Raw genomic sequence first — 21,465 nt, 5'->3', positions numbered from 1 at the left:
TGCTTTTATCCGCAAATACAACATGGGCGCGCAACCGGCATTTGCGACAAGTCATAAGCATGTTATATAGTAGTAGAAAAGTCTTCTTAGTTGCTGTCGCCGCGGTTTCTGTTTGCAGGAGTAACAGTCATTCTCGAACAGATTAATCGTATCCCTCGCCTTGTCGATCCCGACATCGCTGACGAAGCCGCTCAGCAGCTTCGCATCTATGTCATAAACCTCGATCGGTCGCGCGAGCGTTGGGAACGCCTATGCAGCCAGGCGATGGAATACGACCTGAACATCACGCGCATTCCCGCCGTCGACGGTCGTGTGATCGCGGAGCGTGATCGCATCGATTTCCATCCGAAGTCCTTCATCTATCATAACGGACGCAAGCTTCTGCCCGGCGAATACGGCTGCTATCGCAGCCATCTGCTTGCTTTGGAGCAGTTTGTCGCCAGCGGCGACAAGATGGCGATCATCATGGAAGACGACGTCGAGCTCAATGAACGGCTGATTCCACGCGCGATCGCAGCCATGGAAAGCGTTCAAGGCGCGCGCCTCGTCAAGCTCGTCAATCACCGCCTCGTCGGCTTCAAAGCGATCCGCGAAACCACTGAAAACGATGTCGTCGGCCGCTGCATGCACGGCCCGCAGGGGTCGGCTGCCTGCTATATCGTCAACCGCAAGGCCGCCAAGAAGCTGCTGACGACGCTGAAGCCCATGCTTCTTCCTTATGACGTCGCTCTTGAGCGCGGCTGGTCGACCGGCGTGGAAACCTTCACGACATTTGAAAATCTTGTCGACTTCAGCCCGCACCGCGCCGCCACGACCATCGGCAAGCGTATTCACTACCGCGCCGTAAAGCGCCATCCCCTGTTGCGGCTGACGGCGCATTGGTTCCGCACATGCGATCAGATGCGGCGCTGGCGCTACGCCGTCAAGGAAGCAGCGGCGAGCTTGAGCGAGCGCTGAGCTTGATAGGACGGCCGCCGCTCAATTCCTCAGGCTGCATCTATAGCTGCGCGACATTATCGAGATTCGGCTGGCCGACCGTCAAATCCGTCTCGCGTTCGCGATAGACGAGATCGACCACTTCGCTGCTGGGCGCATAGCCGGATACGAGCTTCTGCAGCAGCGTTCTGGCGAGGGGGATGTCATTTTTCTCCAGCGCCGCCTCCAGCGCTGCAAGCCGCTTCGACAACTCCGGCCAGGGCAGGAAATCTTCCTTCGCCTGCATGATGCGCGGATGGCTCGTCGGTTGCGGGTTATCGCCGATCAGAAGTTCCTCATAGAGCTTTTCGCCAGGCCTCAAGCCGGTGATTTCCAACTCGATATCGCCTTCCGGCTCGTCCGCATCCCGCACCGTCAGACCGGACAGTTCCACCATGCGCCGGGCGAGATCGGCAATGCGCACAGGCTCACCCATGTCGAGCAGGAAGACGTCGCCGCCTGCCGACATCGCGCCCGCCTGGATGACCAGCTGCGATGCCTCGGGGATGGTCATGAAGTAGCGGGTGATATCGGGATGGGTGAGCGTGATCGGCCCGCCGTCGCGAATCTGCTGGCGAAACAGCGGCACGACCGAACCGGAGGAGCCCAGCACATTGCCGAAGCGCACCATGGCGAAATTGGTGCTGTCGGTATCTGCTTTGCGGTCGGCATCCATCGCCTGCAGCACCATTTCCGCCAGCCGCTTGCTCGCGCCCATGATATTGGTCGGACGCACTGCCTTGTCGGTGCTGATGAGGACGAAACTCTCGACGCCATGATCGCGGGCGGCTTCGGCCGCGATCAGCGTTCCCAGCACATTGTTGCGGATGCCCTCGACGGGATTGTATTCGACGAGCGGTACGTGCTTGTAAGCGGCGGCATGGTACACGGTCTTTGGCCGCCATGCCTCCATGATCTGCCTGAGCCGCTGGCCGTCCCTGACGGAGGCAAGAAAGGGGATGATGCGTACATCGGCATGGCCGGCCGAGGCAGCCGATTTCTCAAGCTCGCCGTGAATGGCATAGAGTGCGAATTCGCTCTGTTCCACCAGCAAGAGCGAGGATGGCTCGTTTTTCAGTATCTGACGGCAGAGCTCGCTGCCGATCGAGCCGCCCGCTCCGGTCACCATGACCACCTTGCCGCGTATATTCTTCTCGAGCAGGTCGCGGTCTGGGGCAATCACATTGCGACCGAGCAGGTCCTCGATATCGAGTTCGCGCAGATCCGAGACCGCGACGCGACCCTGGGCGAGCGCAGTCAGATCGGGCATGGTCCTGACCGTTACGCGCGCCTTGCGCATGTTTTCGAGGATTTCATTGCGACGTTGCCGCGTGGCGTTCGGCAAGGCAAGCAGCACGCCCTTGATTTCGCCCGAGACCACGAGCGCCGACAGATCGTCTGGAGCGTAGATCGGCAGGCCGCCCATGATGCTGCCATGCAGGTTGCGGTCGTCATCGAGATAGCCGACGACATTCAGCTCGGCGCTGTTGGCAAGCGCACCCGCAAGCTGCCGTCCCGAAGCGCCGGCGCCGTAGATCAGCACCTTGCCAAGCTGATTGCGATTGAGGAGCCGCTGATAGGCATTGCCGAGCCAATAGCGTGTCCACATGCGCGACAGGCCGATTGCGATCAGCAGCAGCAGCGGCTGCAATATGCCGACCGTACGGGGCACGCCCGGCACGCTGATCGCGGTAAAAATCGTCATGAAGGCGAGCGCATAGATAGCCACCGCCTTGACGACAGTCACGAAAGCCGAAAGGCCCGCATATCGGAAAATGGCGCGATAAAGGCCAAGGACGATGAAGATCGGTATGGCGACGAGCAGGGAGACGATGGCCGGCAGCCATTCGACGCCTTCGAGAATGACCCAATCGTCGAGACGCAGACAATAGGCGAACCAGACCGTGAGCACGCAAAGGCTGGCGTCGACCAGCAGCGCCAGTGCGCGCTTGGTGGAACGCGGCAGTGCCAGAAATGGCAAAACGAGCTTATCAGCGGGCACCATCAGTCAGTTTTCCTCGGCGCCAGTCATCGGAGCAGCGCACCGCTTTTCTCGCATAAATTGTCTCACAAAGCATCATACGATCCCTGACGACTGTATCGCGCTTCCATCAGCAGGATCCAATCATTCGCGGAGCCGATTTACATTTAGAACAGCCGGCGCGCAATTGCATCCCCCGATCCTGAAGAAGCCCTGGCGCAAAAAGCCGGAAGAGAGCTCATTTGCCGAAATAGCCGCGGATGACGGGGTGCCGAAACAGGCCGAGGAGAATGGCAAAAGCCATGCCGAGGCCCGCACCGAACATCGCGCCGGCGATCAGGCCCGCGACCATCATCACCTTCCGGCTCGGTCCATCCGCCTTCAGCGGCGGCTCCGCTTCGGAGATCACGCGAATATTGCTCTGCGACAGGTCCTGCGCGTCACTCGCCTGACCGGACCGCTTCAGAAGCGATTCATAGAGATCGCGGGCAGCGGTTGCCTTGCGTTGCAATTCGTTCAGGCCGACGAGCTTGCCGGATGTATTGACTTGCGAGGCTTTCTGCACCGCAAGTTCCTTGGCGATGTCCTGCTCGGCCTTCTGCGCCTGTTCATAGTCCGCACGGGCCGAGGTCATCTGCCGCTGCAATTCGGCCCGGATTTCCGCGCCAAGGCTTTCCAGGGAGGATTTGGCGGCGAGCAAGCGCGGATGACGGGCGCCAAGCTGGCTTTGAAGGCTGCCGACATTGGCCGCCAACGCCGCATATTGCTGCCGCAGGCTGCTCAATGCGTTCGACGTCGCCCCGGAGGAAGGATTGTTGGAAACCACATCATCGAAGCTCAACTTGCCGGCCGCGTCGGCACGGGCCTTCGCCTCGATCGTCTTCTGCTGGGCGGTGACCAGCATGTCGTTCAGCGCGGTCAGGCGCTTGTCGGAAATCAGATTGCCCTCGACAGCCACCATGTCATTGTCGGCACGATAGGTTTCGACGGCTTTCTCGGCCGATAGTACCTGCTGGCGCAGATCCTCGAGCCGGGAATCCAGCGCGGTATTGCTGCTCTTATAGCTGTTCGACGCGGCCTTGCTCTCCTCTTCCATGAAGGAGGCCACGAGCTGGTTGGCGATCCTGGCCGACTTTTGCGGATCGCCGGTCGTCACCTTCGCTGTTACGACATAGGTGCTTGCCTCGCGGGCGATCTGCACGGCTTTCGCCAGCGCGGCGGCCGCGACATATTTCGCCGCCTCGCCGGTGGCGCCGCCATCGAACTGCGGATCCTGATCGAGCTTCAACGCATCGACGACCCGGCCGAGCACCTTGCCCGAAGACAGGATCTGCGTCTGGCTGTCGATCATCGTCGTGATCAATTCCGGCGCCGTGGGAGCCTGCTGGGCGGAATCGGAAGTGCCGACCGGTCGCGGATCGAAGTAGAGACTGGTTTCGGCCGTAAATTTCTGAGGTATCAGCGGAATGACGGCCGCTCCCAGCACGGCGCCCGCGCCGGCGAGAGCAAGGACCACGAACTTCTTTGCCCAGATCGAGGCAACGGCCGAGCGAAGATCGAGCAACGGCACCTCAGCCATCACTGCCGGCACCGGCGGTGCGGCGGCACTCGGCGGCGTCGCAATCATTGCGGCTTCCATTATCGGGGCAACGGCGGCAACCGGCTCGGCGGCCGGCTGCGGTTTTACATCGGGCTGAAATTCGCGCGGCGACGGCTCGCTCTTGCTCGCTCCCTGTGTTGCCATGTTGATTGTCGCCATGTCGATCGGCCGAGCCGCCGCGGCAGGCTCGATGCCGGAAACGAAATCGCGCGGACGCAGCAGCGGGCTGCGCGAACGTTGGCCCTGACGGTATCCGTCAGACGGCTCAATGCCGCGCCAACCCGAAAGTTGGTCCGATCGCTTGTTTCGTTCCATTGAGCTCATGCCAGGCTTTCTACGCTCCGCAGACCTGTTGCGCCCAGCGGATGCAAGGAGTTTAGAAATGTTTGGCTAACGGAACATTAAGGACACTCGGAGGAAGTCGAGGCAGCGGCAATGGCAGCGCTTTCCATTCACCATTGTTCAACGCGACCAGCCTTATGAAAACAGCGCCTTCACCGCCAACGGGAGCGTGGAATGACCGGACCGATGACAAGACTGCTGCATCGCGTGCTTGCCGCTACGGTGGCCATTGCTTCCATTGTCGCGCAAGCCGATGACGGCTTTGCCGCCTCGCAGCTCTGCTACCGCGGCATCAATCTTTCCGGCGCCGAATATGGCGATCGCGACGGGGCGTTCGGCGTCAACTATACATATAACTCGGAAGAGACCGTGGGCTATTTCGCGAACAAGGGCATGAATATCGTGCGCCTGCCCTTCCGCTGGGAGCGCCTGCAGCCGGTGCTGGGGCAACCTTTCGACGGCGCGGAGCTGCAGCGGCTGAAGGATGCCGTCGATCTCATCCAGAAGCACGGCATGGCCGTGCTCCTCGATCCGCACAATTTCGGCTATTACGACAAGACCCAGCTGACGCAGGCGCCTGCAACGGATCTTGCCTTCGGTGATTTTTGGGCACGGCTGGCGATCGAATTCGCCAACCGCAAGGGCGTCCTATTCGGCCTGATGAACGAGCCGCACGACATCAAGGCGCCGGACTGGCTGGAGGCGGCGAATGCGGCCATCCGCAGCATCCGCACCGTCGGGGCGCGCAACCTTATTCTCGTGCCCGGCACGAACTGGACGGGGGCGCACAGCTGGTCCACCGACGTTCTGGGCGGCGGCGCCAATGGCACGGTCATGCTCGGCGTCAAGGACCCGCTCGATTTCTACGCCTTCGAATTCCATCAGTATCTCGATGCCGACAGCTCCGGCACACACGCCGTCTGCGATGGCAGCGACAGTGCCCAAAAGGGATTGCTTGATGTCACGGAGTGGCTGCGCAAGAACGGCAAGCGTGGCTTTCTCGGTGAATTCGGCGTGCCCGGCACCCAGCCCTGCCTCGACGGGCTGAAGGCCGTGTTCGGCATCATGGCTGATCATAGCGACGTCTGGCTCGGCTGGAGCTATTGGGCTGCGGGCGAATGGTGGCCGGCGGACGAACCGTTGAACGTGCAGCCGCGTAACGGCAAGGACCGGCCGCAGATGAAGACGATCACGGCTGCCGCCGGCAAGAAGGCAGCGCTGGCGCCGAGCTGCGCGGCCGTGAAGCCGGCGGGCTGATCGACGGTGAGAACCGGCGGCGCAGGCAGGCGATTGGCGCTTTGTCGCGAATCATGAGACTGCTATCGTCGTGCCGGCCAAAGCGTGCGGCAGCCCCGGACAACAGATGAGAAGCCCTACCGATAAACAGCGCGTCGATTATCCGATCCTGGCGATCACGCTGTTTTCGGTGCTCTACAACTGCATCCTCGCCTATATCAACCACAACATCATGCCGCTTTCGGTCTCGCATGTCGTGCTCTGCGAGGGCCTGATGATGATCTCCAGCGTGGCTTTCATTCTGAAAAAGGGAATCTATGAAGAAGACCTGCCGATCGTCCTTTTCCTCGTCTTCACGCTTGTCATCACGATCTACATCACCGTCTTCAATCGCCTGACCTTCATCGACCAGTTCCGCAACATCCTGATCATCTTCTGCTTTGCCGGCATCGGCAGCTGGGCGAGCGAGCGAACGGTCAGGCTTGCCTTCCGGATCGCCTGCGCGGCGGTGCTGCTGTTCCTCGTCTGCGAAGTCGTCAGCACGCCCTTCTACGTCAGCCTGTTCCATCCCGGCGAATATTTCGAGAATACGCGCGGGATCAAGCAGGCGAGCTTCAATTCGACCGGCCTCTTTGCCAATGCCCTCGGCTTCCAGGGGCGTTTCTCCTTCGGCCTCATCGATCACCGTTCGTCCTCGATCTTCCTGGAGCAGGTGTCGCTCGCCAATTTCTGCGGGGTCATCGTCATCTACCTGCTCTCATTCTGGCCGAAGCTCGCCCTGCTCGAAAAAGCGCTTTTTATCTCGACGGTGCTTTTGATCCTGCTCACCAACGATACCCGCACGATGCTGATCTTCTCCTGCATCAGCATTGCGGGTTATTTTCTGTTTCCCAAGATTCCGAAGGGTTTCAGTCTTATCCTGATGCCGGTCATCATCCTGGTGGGCTTCTTCGTGCATTTCATGAAGCCGGACGAGGTCGGAGACAATTTCACGGGACGGATCGGCGTCACGATCAAGAAGATGCTGGAGCTCGATATCCAATCCATGCTCGGCCTGTCGATCTCGCGCATCGGCGAATTCGCCGACAGCGGCTATGTCTATCTCATCTACGGGTCGACGATCTTCGGCCTGATCGTCTTCTGGCTCTTCGTCTGCCTCTATCCGGCAGGAAGGACGGCGGCGCAAAGGCGCTGCGCGCATTCACTCTCTCTTTTCATTTTTCTGAATATGATGATCGGCGGTACGGCAATCTTTTCCATAAAGATCGCCGGACTGCTCTGGCTGCTCGTCGGTTACATGCGTGTCTCCGACAGACCGCGCGCCGTTCGGGCGCAGTCGGAGACCTTAAACGAAAGCAGAGTGCCGGGCTGACGACGATTCGCGTCGGCAACGGCCGGGTGAGGATCGGGATGCTTGTTCAGCTGCAGTATCTGCGTGCCATCGCTGCGCTGATGGTCGTCTATTTTCATTCGGTGCTGCAGGTGCCGAAGGTCCAGCCTGGCTTCCAGACGGTTTTCCATCTCTTCGGCGAGACGGGCGTCGACATATTCTTCGTGCTCAGCGGTTTCGTCATGTGGCTGACCACAGCCGGGCGCGAAGTTCGCCCGCTGGATTTCTACCGGCGCCGGATCCAGCGCATCGTGCCGCTCTATTGGCTGGCGACCCTGTTTGCCGCCAGCGTGGCGCTGGTGGCTCCGACGTTGCTGAAGTCGACTGTCTTCGACCTTCCGCATCTCATCGCCTCCCTCTTCTTCCTTCCCTGGCGCAATCCGGCTGATCTCACGCTGACCGTCCCCGTCGTCGTGCCGGGCTGGACGCTGAACTACGAGATGTTCTTCTATCTCATCTTCGGCCTGCTGCTGCTCGTGCGCGAAAAATGGCGCTTCGCCGCACTCTTTGCCGCGATGACCGCGATCATCGCCGTCTGCAGCATTCTCCCAGGCGATACGACCGCCGCCAAATTCTACAGCGATCCGATCATCTATGAGTTTCTGGCGGGCGTCTTTCTTGCCAAGCTCTATCTCGACAAGATCCTGCTGCCGCAGGCCGTCGCCTGGCCGGCGCTGGTGATGGGATTCTCGTTCCTGCTCATCAACGAAACGCTCTGCGATGCCAGCATGCGCGCCTACATGTGGGGCATCCCGGCCGTCGTCATCCTGTACTCGGCCGTCTCTATCGACTTCTCGAAGCTCCCGGTCATCGCCACGCTGAATTACCTGGGGGATGCCTCCTACAGCATCTATATCACCCACGCCTTCACGCTCGCATTGCTGCGCGTCGTTTGCGTCCACCTGAATATCGACATTCTGGCGAATGCGCCGGTCTTCGTCACCGGCTGTATCCTCTGCTCGGCGATCGGCGGCGCCGTCGTCCATGAGCTGACGACGCCCAGCCGCTGGAGAAAATGGAGAAGGAAGCGCGCGGTCGCCGCGTGACTGTCGTCCTATCAAATCAGCGCTCCCCATCAGATTCGTGCCGTCTTCCGTCGGGACGACGGGGATACGCGGCTGGACGGCGCAATGGGAACGGAATTTTCCGCCGCCTGTCATAAGCTTTGCCCCACGTTCGGATCGGGGACACTTTTCCCTGCCGGCTGATTGCGATAAGCGAGCGGCGAAGATCAAGCCGCTTTACGAGGGAAGAGACATGACGAGCTATGTATTGACAGTGACGTGCAAGTCGACGCGTGGGATCGTTGCGGCGATCTCGAACTATCTGGCCGAGCAGGGCTGCAACATCGTCGATTCCAGCCAGTTCGACGATCTCGATACCGGCAAGTTCTTCATGCGCGTCTCCTTCATCTCCGAGGAAGGGGTGGGTGGGCCGGCGCTTGCCGAAGGCTTCAAGCCGATCGCCGAGAAGTTCGCCATGGATGCGGAGATCCACGATGCCAAGAAGCGCATGAAGGTGCTGCTCATGGTCTCGCGCTTCGGCCATTGCCTGAACGACCTGCTCTATCGCTGGAAGATCGGTGCATTGCCGATCGACATCGTCGGCGTCGTCTCCAACCATTTTGATTACCAGAAGGTGGTCGTCAATCACGACATCCCCTTCCACCACATCAAGGTGACGAAGGATAACAAGCCGCAGGCCGAAGCCCAGCTTTTGGAACTGGTCGAGCAGACCGGCACCGAGCTCGTGGTGCTGGCCCGCTATATGCAGGTTCTGTCGGATGCTCTCTGCCGGAAGATGTCGGGCCGCATCATCAACATCCACCATTCCTTCCTGCCGTCCTTCAAGGGAGCGAACCCTTACAAGCAGGCCTATGAGCGCGGCGTGAAGCTGATCGGGGCGACGGCGCATTATGTGACGGCCGATCTCGACGAGGGTCCGATCATCGAGCAGGACACGGCTCGCATCACGCATGCGCAGTCGGCTGAGGATTATGTCTCGATCGGCCGCGACGTCGAGAGCCAGGTACTGGCCCGCGCCATCCATGCGCATATCCACTATCGCACCTTCTTGAACGGCAACCGCACCGTCGTCTTCCCGGCAAGCCCGGGCTCCTATGCCTCCGAGCGCATGGGGTGAGGCGCGAGCGCGCTTTCGGCGGGCTTCTTTCCCTTTTCGCTCCCACACGCGATTTGATATCACCCGGTATCGAATCGTCTCGGAGATCAAGGAGGGGATATGTCATTCTATCGCAATGGAACGCTGCTGCTGGCGGCGTTCCTCCTGTGGGCTCCGGCATCTCGTGGCGTGACCGAAGCGCAGGACCCCTCCAAGATCGATTTCGCCAAGCTGATCGAATGCACGACCTATGACGTGCCGAGCTACAACGAATTCGCCATGTGGCTGACCGGGCCGGAAAGCGCCAAGGCCATGAAGCTGTTCGGTATCAGCGAACTGTCGTCAGACAATCCCTTTCTGCGGGAATTCCAGCTTTCAGCACCCTTGACGGTTTTCGGACGGCAGACGAACAGAGTTGCCTTCGCCTCTACCGGGCCGCTCGCCGTGCTCGACGAAGCCGACCCGCATTCCCTGGCGAAACAGCTTGGCGTAACGGCTGCGGTCGACCGGCCAAACAAGTTCCTCGGTGAAAAGGAAATCCTGTCGCGCAAGGACCAGCAGGAAAATTCCGACACCGTACTTCACACCCGTATCTCATTGAATGTCTCGACCGATGAGGCTCATCCGGGCAAGACGCTCGCCGGTTGCAGCTATTCCATCGAGGTCGAGTAGGCGATCATGCCTCGCCGGCTGCATGCGGCGGCCTATCTTTCCGCTCATTGCGCGACCACCCTATCTGTTTTGGGTAATTTTCTTTAGGATGGAATGGTTTAGTGTCGATGCAAATGAACCTTCCGGGGGGATGCCATGGCCGACGCCGCGCTTGTGAATCGTATGCAACTGCCAAGACCGGACGTGACGCCGGAGGAAGCAGCGGAGATACTGTATGCGCATTACGGCTTGAGCGGGGCACTGACGGAGCTCGGCAGCCAGCAGGATCGCAACTACCGCATCGATGCCGGCGAGAATGCCTATGTGCTGAAGATTTGCCGGGCCGAATATGAGCTGGTCGAATTCGAGGCACAGAATGCCGCTATCCGCCACCTGCATGCCAAACCGGATTCTCCGCGCGTGCCCGAGATCGTGCCGGCGCTGAACGGCCGCGACATCCTGACCATCACCTTGCGGGAGCAGGATTACCTCGTCCGGCTGCTCGGCTTTCTCCCCGGCCAGACGCTGACACGGCGCAAGCATCTGCCGCCGGCTTCAGCCGCCGGGCTCGGCGCGCTGTCGGCCCGGCTTGCCCGCAATCTCGCCGATTTCGATCATCCCGGCCTTCACCGAAGCCTGCAGTGGGATCTGCGCCGCGCGGGACCCGTGGCGGTTCAGCTCCTGTCGGCCATCACGGACCATGAAGCGCGCGACCGCATCGCCAAGGCGATGGTGGCCGCCGTCAAACGCATCCAGCCGCTTGCAGGCGATCTACGCATACAGCCCGTGCATCATGACGTCACCGACGACAATGTCGTCAGCCATCCCGACGCACGTGGGCAGCTGGTGCCCGATGGCGTCATCGATTTCGGCGACATCATTCAGGGTTGGCTGGTGGGCGATCTTGCCGTTACCTGCGCATCGCTGCTGCATCATGCGGAAGGCAATCCCTTCCGTATCCTTCCCGCCATCAAGGCCTATCATGCCATCTATCCGCTGGAAGAGGTCGAGGCCAAGGCGCTGTGGCCGTTGATCGTCGCGCGCGCCGTCATTCTGACCGCCAGTACCGAACAGCAGCTCGCGATCGACCCGGACAATGACTATGTGCGCGGCAATCTCGATTTCGAGCGCGAGATCTTCGATGTGGCGACCGGCGCGCAACCGGATGTGATGGAGGCCGCAATCCTGCGGGCAATCGGCTTCGACATCGCTCCGATCGCCATGGAAAGCTGGTCGCCGCTGCTGCCCGATATCGATTCCTCGCAGATCGCCGCAATCGATCTTTCCGTCACCGGCCCGGATTTCGCCGACGGCAACTGGCAAAAGCCCGACATGGATTGGCGGCTGCTCGCCCAGACGGCGATGACATCAGGCGCGGCGGCAACCCGCTACGGCGAATTCCGCCTGTCCCTCGCCGCTCCGCTCAACATGGCGCCGCCGCAGAATTTCGCCCTGCATTGCGATATCTGCCTGCCGGCCGGCGCCACGGTTGCGGCTCCCTTCTCCGGCCTTCTGCAACGGCAGGGGCAGCACCTCGTGCTCGCCGGCGAAGAGATAAGCCTTCATCTGGACGGCGTCGAGAGCGCTCTCGAGGATGGAGCTGCCATCGAACAGGGCGCGACAGTCGGCACGATCGGCAGCGAGGGTTCGGCGATCGGAGGATTGCGCGTGCAGCTTTGCCGCGTGGCCAATCTTATGCCGCCGCTCTTTGCGGCCGCGGATCAGGTAGACGGCTGGTCGGCTATCTGCCCCTCGCCCGTCGCTCTTCTCAACGCCGCCTGCGAAGCGCCGAGACCAGATGCATCCACGCTGCTGTCATTGCGCAATGCGCGCTTCGCCAAGCCGCAGAAGCACTATTACGAGCTGCCGCCGCAGATCGAGCGCGGCTGGCGCGAATTCCTGTTCGACACGCAGGGACGCTGCTACCTCGACATGGTCAACAATGTGACGACACTCGGCCATGCTCATCCTCGGTTGACGGCGGCGATCGCGCAGCAGTGGTCGCGGCTCAATACCAACTCCCGTTTCCATTATGCCGCCGTCGCGGAATTTTCCGAGCGGCTGGCGACACTGGCGCCTGAGGGACTGGAGAGCATCTTCCTCGTCAATAGCGGCTCGGAAGCAAACGATCTCGCGATCCGCCTTGCCTGGGCGCACACGGGCAGGAGGAACATGCTCTGCCTGCTGGAGGCCTATCACGGCTGGACTGTCGCCAGCGACGCCGTATCCACCTCGATTGCCGATAATCCACAGGCGCTGACGACGCGACCGGACTGGGTGCATCCCGTCCTGTCGCCCAATACCTATCGCGGACCATTCCGCGGCCCCGATTCTGCTGGAGGTTACCTCGACGACGTCGAAGCGAAACTGAAAGCCATCGACGACAAGGGCGATGGCCTCGCCGGCTTCATTGCGGAACCGGTCTATGGCAATGCCGGCGGTATCGCATTGCCGCATGGCTATCTTGCTGGCGTCTACGATGCCGTCCGGCAGCGCGGTGGCCTTTGCATCGCCGATGAAGTGCAGGTTGGCTACGGGCGGCTCGGCGAGCACTTCTGGGGCTTCGAAACGCAAGGCGTCGTGCCCGATATCATCACCATCGCCAAGGGCATGGGCAACGGCCACCCACTCGGCGCCGTCATCACCCGTCGCGAGATTGCCGATTCGCTGGAAAAGGAAGGCTATTTCTTCTCCTCCGCCGGCGGCAGTCCGGTCAGTTGCGTCGTCGGCCTGACCGTTCTCGATGTCCTCAAGGACGAGAAGCTGCAGGAAAATGCCCGCGTCGTCGGCGACCGGCTGAAGGCAGGGCTGATCGCTTTGATGGATCGCTTCCCGCTGATCGGCGCCGTCCATGGCACGGGACTTTATCTCGGCGTGGAATTCGTCCGCGACCGGGAGACGCTTGCGCCGGCTACGGAAGAGACGACTGCAATCTGCGAACGCCTGCTCGACCTTGGGATCATCATGCAGCCGACCGGCGATCACCTGAATGTGTTGAAGATCAAACCGCCGCTCTGCCTCGCGCCGGAAAGCGCCGATTTCTTCGTGAAAGCCCTGGAGACGGCGCTCGAAGACGGTTTTTGATGGGCTCTCGAGCGCCGTTAACCATTGAGGTGTTTTAGCGGCGCGCGCATATTAATGCCGCGGGGGCATTGTCGAATCTCGCGCCAGTTCCTATCTGTCTGTCGGTGATCGGCGAGCCGTGCCGCACGGGTAGCAATGCGAAGGCATTTAACACAACCTTCTCCGCAACCCGCCAGGCTCGGAATTTTATTTTCCCGATCGTCGATATTTTGACATCTTTCGGAATATGTTTCTGAAGATGAAATCGCTATTATCTACTAATATACTAGATAATAGTTCACCGCACCGTGGCGCTCCGTTGTCGGAGCTCCAGCAAGTACAACGCCAACTGAGGAAGTGACATGCTGAATACCAAAGTCATCGCTTCGATCCTTCGGCGGTCCGTGCTTGGCAATGACCGCTCGGGCGCACTCTCCCGCCCGCGCTGTCGAATGTGACGTTCGTCCTCCCTACCGGAATCAAACAGTCAATTCGCCATATCTGCGCCGTAAGCGCAGTGGGAGTCTATTTATGAAGAAGCAAGTTATCGAATACGCCGGCGTTCCCGTCGGTATCGTCGTTCCCGACCAGGATCGGCTCAAGTTCATCGCTGTCAAATACCATGTCCATGATCTGGACGAGCAGCATTTCAGAAACGCGGACGAAGTGAAGCTTGCGATCCGCGATCTCCTCTCCCGCCAACAGGCCAAGCCGATCCATGTTTGATGGATCGGCTCGCTTTCAATTTTTCTCATCCCCATCACCCGCCCTCGCCCTTCGACAAGTTCAGGGTGAGGGCTAATCTTTTTCACCGCGGTTGATGAACGAATGCCGTCTCGGCTTTCGAACCAACCTTAACCGCCTATCTTGTCTTTTCCCTCTCTTTACGATCCTATCGCCATGACGACCTCGCGCGTTGAATGGCGAAGGATTTTTCATTGGCCGATCATCTCAATCTTCTGACCGATGTCGAAGGCGTCGCCGTCGGTCACGCCACCGATCTTGTGCTCGGTTCCGGTGTCACCGCCATCATCTTCGATGAGCCGGCGGTCGCATCCTCCACCGTCCTCGGCGGCGCGCCGGGCGGGCGGGACACGGCATTGCTGGATCCCGCGATGACGGTGGGCGCCGTGGATGGGCTCGTGCTTTCGGGTGGCTCGGCTTTCGGGCTCGATGCTGCCGGTGGCGTGCAGGCGGGCTTGAGGGAAATCGGCCGCGGCCTGAAGGTCGGCGATGCGCTGGTGCCTATCGTGCCGCAGGCAATCCTGTTCGATCTCATCAACGGCGGCAACAAGGATTGGGGGCTGCACTCGCCCTATCGCGATCTCGGCTATGCTGCCTTCAAGGCCGCGAGCAAGGGCTCCTTCGCGCTCGGTACCGTCGGCGCGGGAACGGGCGCCACGACGGCAACGGTCAAGGGCGGGCTCGGCTCGGCAAGCGCCGTCAGCAGCAGGGGATACACGGTCGCCGCCATCGTCGCCGTCAATGCACTCGGTTCCGCCACCATCGGCGACGGCCCACATTTCTGGGCGGCTTCCTTTGAGGAAAATGGCGAATTTGGCGGCCTTGGGATGCCGCAAGCGGTCGATTCGCGCCTGCGTTTAAAGGGCACCAACATTACCGCCACGACCATCGGTGCCGTCATCACCGACGCCCAGCTGACCAAGGCGGAGGCGCATCGCCTCTCCATCTGCGCTCACGACGGCTTTGCACGTGCGCTCTTGCCGACGCATCTGCCGCTCGACGGCGATACCGTATTTGCCGCTTCCACCGGCAGGCATGCGCGCGACGATATGCCTGGTTTCATGGAGCTCTGCCACCTCGCCACGATTGTCATGACGCGCGCCATCGCCCGCGGCGTCTATGAGGCGACGGCGCTGCCGGTCGAAGGTGGGCAAGCGGCGTGGCGGGATCGTTTCGCCAAGTCCGCCGTTTAACCGGAGATCCGCGCATGCAGATCCGCGCGCTGATCTATTTCGACGAGCTGGTGCGCACCAACTCGATGCGCCAGGCAGCCGAAAACCTGAACGTGGCGCCGACGGCCATCAGCCGCCAGATCGAGAACCTCGAATATCATTTCGGCACGCAGCTGGTCGAGCGCAGTGCCCGCGGCATCAAATTGACGGCTGCCGGCGAATTGCTGGCGGAACGCGCCGGCCGGACGCTGCGCGAGCTCGACCATGTTCACCAGTTGATCGAAGACCTGAAAGGCCTGCAGCGCGGAACCGTCAGCATCTATGCCAACGGCGCGTCCGTCGCCAACATCCTTGCTCCGGCGCTGGCCGAGTTCAGCCTGCGCTATCCGCGGCTGCGATTCGACGTGACCATCACAAGTGCTCGCGGCGCCATCGAAGCCGTCAACAATGCCGAGGCCGATATTGCGGTGACGCTGTTTGCCCCGCCGCTTTCCGGCACAAAGGTGCGCCTGCGTTCCGAACTGACCTATGAGGTGATCGCCGCTTCCTCCCATCCGCTTGCTGCCGCCAGCGAGATCACACTAGACGAAATCGCGTCACACGCGCTTGCCGTCCCCGATCGCTCCTTCGGCGCAAGGCAGGCCTTCGACGCGCTGTTCGAACGTGAGGGGCTGAGGCTCGATCCCGTTTTTGAGACAGGCTCGCTGGAAATGCAGAAGGAGCTGGTGCTGCGCGGCGCGGCGATTACCATGCTGCCGGCACTCACCGTTCAAAGAGAGATCGAGGCGGGGCAGCTCGTCGCACGGCCCGTTGCGGGTGGCAAAGGGGTGCGGACGCCGGTCGATCTCTGTGTCGCGCCCGATCGCCAGCTCTCGTTTGCGGCCGGCAAATTGCTCGATTTCATCGAACGCTTCATGCGCCAGCAACTTTCCGCCAAGGGGAGGCAGGATTGAACCCAACACTGTAGAAGATAAATCGGTGTAGCGGTTTCGGCTACACCGAGCACACATTTTCGGAATTGTGTGTGCGCCTATGAGATGACACTATCCTGAAAAAGACCGCAGGCCGGAGGGAAGCCGGACATGCGGGCAAAAAGCAAGGGAACCGACATGACCAAGTTTTCACGCCCGAGCCTGGGCGTCGTCGCGCGCCGGCTTGCCTTTGGCGCGGCACTTTCTACCGGCCTGCTGATGATGGGCCTGACACAGGCCGAGGCTGCGAAGACGACACTCAATCTCGGCATGAGCGTCGAGCCGACAGGGCTCGATCCGACGATCGCCGCGCCTGTCGCGATCGGTCAGGTCACCTGGCAGAATATCTTCGAAGGGCTGGTTGCCATCGACCAAAACGGCAAGATTGTGCCGCAGCTCGCCAAGAGCTGGGAGATTTCGCCCGATGGCCTCACCTATACGTTCAAGCTGCAGACCGGCGTGAAATTCCATGACGGCCAGGTCTTCGATTCGACCGCGGCCAAGTTCACGCTCGATCGCGCCCGCGGCGCCCAATCCGTCAATCCGCAGAAGCGCTTCTTTGCAACTATCGCCTCGATCGACACGCCGGATGCGGAAACGCTGGTGCTGCATCTGTCCTCGCCGACCGGCAGCCTGCTCTATTGGCTCGGCTGGCCGAGCTCCGTCATGGTCGGGCCGAAATCCACGGCCAACGACAAGACATCACCTGTCGGCACCGGTCCGTTCAAATTCTCCTCCTGGACGAAGGGCGACCATGTCGACCTCGTCAAGAACCCGGACTACTGGAACAAGTCTGTCGACGTGAAGCTTGAGAAGGCAACCTTCCGCTTCATCGCCGACCCGCAGGCGGAGGCCGCCGCACTCAAGGCCGGCGATGTCGATGCCTTTCCGGAATTCGCCGCGCCGGAGCTTATGAGTTCCTTCGAGGGCGATGCCAGGCTGACGACCAAGATCGGCAATACCGAGCTGAAGGTCGTGGCCGGCATGAACAACACGCGCAAGCCGTTCGACGACAAGCGCGTGCGCCAGGCACTGATGATGGCGCTCGACCGCAAGACGATCATCGAAGGCGCATGGTCCGGCTTAGGCACCGCGATCGGCAGCCACTACACGCCGAACGATCCCGGCTACAAGGACCTGACCGGCACGCTGCCCTACGATACCGCCAAAGCCAAGGCGCTGCTTGCAGAAGCCGGCTACCCAAACGGCTTTACCTTCACGATCAAGACGCCGCAAATGGCCTATGCGCCGCGCAGCGCGCAGGTGATGCAGGCCATGTTTGCCGATATCGGCGTGACGATGAATATCGAGCCGACGGAATTCCCGGCCAAATGGGTGCAGGACGTCTTCAGCGGCCGCAACTACGACATGACCATCGTCGCGCATGCCGAGCCGCTCGATATCGATATCTATTCGCGCGATCCCTATTACTTCAACTACAAGAATCCCGTCTTCAACGAGCTGATGAAGAAGCTTCAGCTCACCACCGATCCCGCCGAGCAGAACAAGCTCTATGGCGAGGCGCAGAGCATTCTTGCCGAGGATGTGCCGGCGCTCTTCCTGTTCGTCATGCCGAAGCTCGGCGTCTGGGACAAGAAGCTGAAGGGTCTCTGGGAGAACGAACCGATCCCGTCCAACGTGCTGACCAACGTTTCCTGGGAAGATTGAGCTCTTTTGCCTGCAGGCGCGGATGGGCGGATTGCTTCGCCCGCCGCAAATCATTTCGATGCCGGCTTGATCGGCCACGGACATGCTATGATCTTATTGCTCACCCGCCGGATTTTCGGACTGATCCTGACGCTGATCGCGATCTCGCTGCTGGTCTTTGCCGTCATGGCGCTGCTGCCGGGCGACCCCGCCGCCATCACGCTCGGCACCTCCGCCACACCGGAAACGCTTGCGGCGCTTCGGCATGAGATGGGCCTCGACCAGCCGCTGATCATCCGCTACGGGCAGTGGCTTGCCGGTGCGCTGACGGGCGATCTCGGCAGATCCTATACATATGGCGTACCGGTTGCCGGCCTGATTGCCGAGCGGCTTGCCATCACCCTACCGCTCGCCGCCCTTGCCATCCTGCTCTCCGTCCTCGTCGCCATGCCGCTTGGCGTCGCGGCTGCCGCCAAACGCGGCGGCGTCTTCGATATCGTCGCAACGCTGCTTTCGCAGATCGGCATTGCCGTGCCAGGCTTCTGGATCGGCCTGCTGCTGGTGCTTTTGTTTGCCACTTCGCTCGGCTGGATGCCGGCCGGCGGCTTTCCCGGCTGGAGTAGCGGCGCGTGGCCAGCCCTGAAATCGCTCGTGCTGCCCGCCATCGCCTTGGCCCTGCCGCAAGCGGCGGTGCTGACAAGGGTCGCGCGCTCGGCCGTGCTCGACACGCTGCATGAGGATTTTGCCCGCACCGCGACCGCCAAAGGCCTATCGCGCAGCCGCGTGCTCTGGGGGCATGTGGTGCCGAATGCGCTGGTGCCGGTGCTGACCATTCTCGGACTGCAATTCACCTTTCTGGTTGCCGGCGCCGTGCTGATCGAAAATGTCTTCACCCTGCCCGGCCTCGGCCGCCTCGCCTATCAGGCGCTCAGCCAGCGCGATATCATCGTGCTGCAGGATGTCGTGCTGTTCTTTGCCGGGCTCGTCATCGTCGTGAATTTCCTGGTGGATCTTTCCTATCTTGCCATCGATCCCCGACTGCGGGCGGGAGGTGCGCGGTGACAACGGTCCAGGCCAGACCGGCCTCTCAGCTCTCCCGCCGCCGTTTTCGGGCACTGCGGCGGACTAATCTCATGGTTGGCGCGCCAATCATCCTCGCGCTTGTCTGCATCGCCATCGTCTCGCTGTTCTGGACGCCGGTGCCGCCGGCGAAGATGCAGATCACCCACAAGCTGCAGCCACCCTTCGGCTTCGGCCTTCTCGGCACCGATCAGCTCGGCCACGATGTCCTGTCGATGCTGATGGCCGGCTGCTGGAATTCGCTATCCATCTCCGTATCGGCCGTCGCGATCGGCGGGACGATCGGAACGATCATCGGTGTTTCGGCGGCCGCGCAACGCGGCCTGTTCGAGGCGCTGATCATGCGCGCCTGCGACGTGATCTTTGCCCTGCCACCGATCCTTTCGGCCATGATCCTCGGTGCATTCCTTGGGACGGGTCGCTCCACGGCCATTATCGCCATCGCGGTCTTCATGGTGCCTGTCTTTGCCCGCGTCGCGCTCGGTTCGGCCCTGCAGGCCTGGAGCCGGGACTATGTGCTGGCGGCGCGCGCCATCGGCAATACGCAGCTTGCCATCACGCTGCGTCACGTCCTGCCGAACATCATGGGCAGCATCATCGTTCAGGCGACGATCCAGCTCGGCCTTGCGATCCTGACCGAGGCCGGGCTTGCCTTCCTGGGCTTGAGCGTGCCGCCACCGGCGCCGACCTGGGGCCGCATGCTGGCCGACGCACAGACCTATTTCCACGTCGCGCCCTGGCTGGCCCTACTGCCGGGCCTTGCCATCGCGCTCACCGTCCTCGGCTTCAACCTGCTCGGCGACGGGCTGCGCGATCTCCTCGACCCCCGCGAGGCGACGCGCTGATTGAGACATGAAGAGTATAGATCATGACCGAACCGACCGATCTTTCCATCCAAGACCTCCGGCGCAAATTTGCCGACAAGAGCCTGTCCCCCAGCGAATACTGGCTGGCGCTTGAAGAACATATCGAGGCGTGGGAGCCGACAATCGCTGCTCTCTATGCCTATGATCCTGACGATGCACGCAGGCAGGCGGCCGCCTCCACGGAGCGCTGGGCAAAGGGCGCGCCGCTTGGGACGCTGGACGGCATTCCGGTGACGCTGAAAGAACTGATCGCCACCAAGGGCCAGCCCGTGCCGCTCGGCACGGCTGCCGTCGAACTTGTTCCCGCAGCCGAGGATGCGCCGATCGCCGCCCGGCTGCGCGAGGACGGCGCAGTGATCTTCGCAAAGACCACCTGTCCCGATTACGGCATGCTTTCCTCCGGCCTCTCCAGCTTTCACAAACTCAGCCGCAATCCGTGGAATCCCAGCCAAAATCCGGGCGGCTCCAGCGCCGGCGCGGCCGCTGCCGCAGCAGCCGGCTATGGGCCGCTGCATATCGGCACCGACATCGGTGGCTCGGTGCGGCTTCCCGCGGGTTGGACAGGCATTTTCGGCTTCAAGCCGAGCCATGGCCGCATTCCCGTCGATCCCTATTATGTCGGGCGATGCGCCGGGCCGATGACCCGCACGGTCGAGGATGCCGCCTTCTCGATGGCGACGCTGTCGCGTCCGGATTGGCGCGACGGCACCAGCCTGCCGCCGAACGAGATCGATTGGATGGATCTCGGCGTCGACGTCAGCGGAATGAAGATCGGCCTGATGCTGGATGCTGGATGCGGCCTGGCCGTAGAGGACGAGGTACGCGACGCGGTCCTTGCCGCCGCCAGACGCTTCGAGGAAGCGGGCGCGATCATCATCGACGTTGCACCGGTGCTGACCCGTCAGATGCTCGACGGACTCGATGTTTTCTGGCGGGCGCGTTTCTGGGGCGACATCATGGGGTTGAGCGAGGAACGCCGCAACTCGATCCTGCCCTATATCCATAGCTGGGCGAAGGGCGGCGCCGATGTCAGCGGCGTCGATGCCGTTCGCGGCTTCAACCAGACGATCGAGATGCGCAAGAGCTGCGGCAGGCTCTTCACCGAAGTCGACGCCGTGCTTTCGCCGACCAATCCGATCGTCTCCTATCCAGCCGAATGGGCCTCGCCCACCAACGATCCCGCGCTGCCCTTCGAACACATCGCCTTCACGGTTCCATGGAACATGTCGGAGCAGCCGGCCTCGTCGATCAATTGCGGCTTCTCCCGCTCCGGCATGCCCATCGGCCTGCAGATCGTCGGTCCGCGTTTCGCCGACATGCTGGTGCTTCGTCTCTCCAAAGCCTTCGAGGATTGGAGCGGCGGCGTGACGAACTGGCCGAAGCGACCGGGATGAGCAAGTGCCATGCGGACAGCCGGCTAGAGCCGGATGATTTTAGGTCGAGTCGACCTCAAATCTGAAGCCGCCATAGAATCAAAGAATTAGAGCGTGATGTCGTCCGAAAACCGCCTACACTTTTCGGTATCACGCTTTAGAGCGTTTCCCTGACTGACTGAATCGAGTTGCTTTTCAAATCGCTCACATTCTGATTCAAACTATCTGCCGATGGAGGTCGGCAGATATGTCG

At 61.3% G+C, this 21,465-nt stretch carries 16 protein-coding genes; 14 read left to right on the top strand and 2 right to left on the bottom strand.

Annotated features, from left to right (window positions below):
* The first annotated feature begins 90 nt into the window (after positions 1-90).
* Complete coding sequence (locus FHT84_RS10885) at positions 91-957, top strand: glycosyltransferase family 25 protein (protein WP_183762216.1); 867 nt, start codon at positions 91-93, stop codon at positions 955-957.
* Positions 958-997: 40 nt separating this feature from the next.
* On the opposite strand, the gene FHT84_RS10880 is transcribed toward FHT84_RS10885, so the two are convergent.
* Together FHT84_RS10880 and FHT84_RS10875 are read right to left on the bottom strand one after the other, a co-directional pair.
* On the bottom strand, positions 998-2,980 hold the full coding sequence (locus FHT84_RS10880; RefSeq protein ID WP_183762214.1) for a nucleoside-diphosphate sugar epimerase/dehydratase: 1,983 nt from the start codon (positions 2,978-2,980) through the stop codon (positions 998-1,000).
* 214 nt (positions 2,981-3,194) lie between these two features.
* Entirely contained in the window at positions 3,195-4,880 is a 1,686-nt protein-coding gene (locus FHT84_RS10875) for a GumC family protein (RefSeq protein ID WP_183762211.1), read from the bottom strand.
* 192 nt (positions 4,881-5,072) lie between these two features.
* On the opposite strand from FHT84_RS10875, the gene FHT84_RS10870 reads away from it, so the two are divergent.
* From FHT84_RS10870 to FHT84_RS10810, 13 genes are all read left to right on the top strand, one after another.
* The gene (locus FHT84_RS10870; RefSeq protein ID WP_183762208.1) at positions 5,073-6,155 is read left to right on the top strand and encodes a glycoside hydrolase family 5 protein; all 1,083 of its coding nucleotides are present in this window, start codon (positions 5,073-5,075) and stop codon (positions 6,153-6,155) included.
* 106 nt (positions 6,156-6,261) lie between these two features.
* On the top strand, positions 6,262-7,506 hold the full coding sequence (locus FHT84_RS10865) for a hypothetical protein (RefSeq protein WP_183762206.1): 1,245 nt from the start codon (positions 6,262-6,264) through the stop codon (positions 7,504-7,506).
* A 38-nt stretch (positions 7,507-7,544) separates the two neighbouring features.
* Positions 7,545-8,570, top strand: coding sequence for an acyltransferase (locus FHT84_RS10860; RefSeq protein WP_112343503.1), 1,026 nt, complete (start codon positions 7,545-7,547; stop codon positions 8,568-8,570).
* 211 nt (positions 8,571-8,781) lie between these two features.
* Complete coding sequence (gene purU / locus FHT84_RS10855) at positions 8,782-9,666, top strand: formyltetrahydrofolate deformylase (protein ID WP_145644345.1); 885 nt, start codon at positions 8,782-8,784, stop codon at positions 9,664-9,666.
* Positions 9,667-9,765: 99 nt separating this feature from the next.
* Positions 9,766-10,317, top strand: coding sequence for a hypothetical protein (locus tag FHT84_RS10850; protein ID WP_145644346.1), 552 nt, complete (start codon positions 9,766-9,768; stop codon positions 10,315-10,317).
* A 135-nt stretch (positions 10,318-10,452) separates the two neighbouring features.
* Positions 10,453-13,380, top strand: a complete 2,928-nt coding sequence (locus FHT84_RS10845; protein ID WP_112341892.1) for an aminotransferase — start codon at positions 10,453-10,455, stop codon at positions 13,378-13,380.
* Positions 13,381-13,890: 510 nt separating this feature from the next.
* Positions 13,891-14,085: a hypothetical protein gene (locus tag FHT84_RS10840; protein ID WP_015338438.1), complete on the top strand. Its 195-nt coding sequence runs from the start codon at positions 13,891-13,893 to the stop codon at positions 14,083-14,085.
* 212 nt (positions 14,086-14,297) lie between these two features.
* The gene (locus FHT84_RS10835; RefSeq protein ID WP_113250968.1) at positions 14,298-15,296 is read left to right on the top strand and encodes a P1 family peptidase; all 999 of its coding nucleotides are present in this window, start codon (positions 14,298-14,300) and stop codon (positions 15,294-15,296) included.
* Positions 15,297-15,310: 14 nt separating this feature from the next.
* Positions 15,311-16,228 carry a LysR family transcriptional regulator gene (locus FHT84_RS10830; RefSeq protein ID WP_112341891.1) on the top strand — a complete coding sequence of 306 codons (918 nt, stop codon included), beginning with the start codon at positions 15,311-15,313 and terminating at the stop codon, positions 16,226-16,228.
* A gap of 156 nt (positions 16,229-16,384) precedes the next feature.
* Entirely contained in the window at positions 16,385-17,914 is a 1,530-nt protein-coding gene (locus tag FHT84_RS10825) for an ABC transporter substrate-binding protein (RefSeq protein WP_113250967.1), read from the top strand.
* A gap of 87 nt (positions 17,915-18,001) precedes the next feature.
* Positions 18,002-18,955, top strand: a complete 954-nt coding sequence (locus tag FHT84_RS10820) for an ABC transporter permease (RefSeq protein WP_183762203.1) — start codon at positions 18,002-18,004, stop codon at positions 18,953-18,955.
* The gene (locus FHT84_RS10815; RefSeq protein WP_113250957.1) at positions 18,952-19,818 is read left to right on the top strand and encodes an ABC transporter permease; all 867 of its coding nucleotides are present in this window, start codon (positions 18,952-18,954) and stop codon (positions 19,816-19,818) included. The genes FHT84_RS10820 and FHT84_RS10815 overlap by 4 nt, the downstream gene beginning before the upstream one ends.
* A 23-nt stretch (positions 19,819-19,841) precedes the next feature.
* Positions 19,842-21,233, top strand: a complete 1,392-nt coding sequence (locus FHT84_RS10810; RefSeq protein WP_113250956.1) for an amidase — start codon at positions 19,842-19,844, stop codon at positions 21,231-21,233.
* The last annotated feature ends 232 nt before the right edge of the window (positions 21,234-21,465 follow it).

Source organism: Rhizobium sp. BK289 (assembly GCF_014193575.1).
Lineage (GTDB): Bacteria > Pseudomonadota > Alphaproteobacteria > Rhizobiales > Rhizobiaceae > Rhizobium > Rhizobium tropici_C.
The sequence above is the reverse complement of the archived record's forward strand: the minus strand, read 5'-3'. Positions and strand labels throughout refer to the sequence as shown.

Coding starts and splice junctions, on each gene's coding strand:
- purU (WP_145644345.1), top strand. CDS start 8,782: ATGACGAGCTATGTATTGACAGTGACGTGCAAGTCGACGCGTGGGATC.
- FHT84_RS10810 (WP_113250956.1), top strand. CDS start 19,842: ATGACCGAACCGACCGATCTTTCCATCCAAGACCTCCGGCGCAAATTT.
- FHT84_RS10830 (WP_112341891.1), top strand. CDS start 15,311: ATGCAGATCCGCGCGCTGATCTATTTCGACGAGCTGGTGCGCACCAAC.
- FHT84_RS10840 (WP_015338438.1), top strand. CDS start 13,891: ATGAAGAAGCAAGTTATCGAATACGCCGGCGTTCCCGTCGGTATCGTC.
- FHT84_RS10875 (WP_183762211.1), bottom strand. CDS start 4,880: ATGAGCTCAATGGAACGAAACAAGCGATCGGACCAACTTTCGGGTTGG.
- FHT84_RS10845 (WP_112341892.1), top strand. CDS start 10,453: ATGGCCGACGCCGCGCTTGTGAATCGTATGCAACTGCCAAGACCGGAC.
- FHT84_RS10825 (WP_113250967.1), top strand. CDS start 16,385: ATGACCAAGTTTTCACGCCCGAGCCTGGGCGTCGTCGCGCGCCGGCTT.
- FHT84_RS10820 (WP_183762203.1), top strand. CDS start 18,002: ATGATCTTATTGCTCACCCGCCGGATTTTCGGACTGATCCTGACGCTG.
- FHT84_RS10880 (WP_183762214.1), bottom strand. CDS start 2,980: ATGGTGCCCGCTGATAAGCTCGTTTTGCCATTTCTGGCACTGCCGCGT.
- FHT84_RS10850 (WP_145644346.1), top strand. CDS start 9,766: ATGTCATTCTATCGCAATGGAACGCTGCTGCTGGCGGCGTTCCTCCTG.
- FHT84_RS10870 (WP_183762208.1), top strand. CDS start 5,073: ATGACCGGACCGATGACAAGACTGCTGCATCGCGTGCTTGCCGCTACG.
- FHT84_RS10860 (WP_112343503.1), top strand. CDS start 7,545: ATGCTTGTTCAGCTGCAGTATCTGCGTGCCATCGCTGCGCTGATGGTC.
- FHT84_RS10865 (WP_183762206.1), top strand. CDS start 6,262: ATGAGAAGCCCTACCGATAAACAGCGCGTCGATTATCCGATCCTGGCG.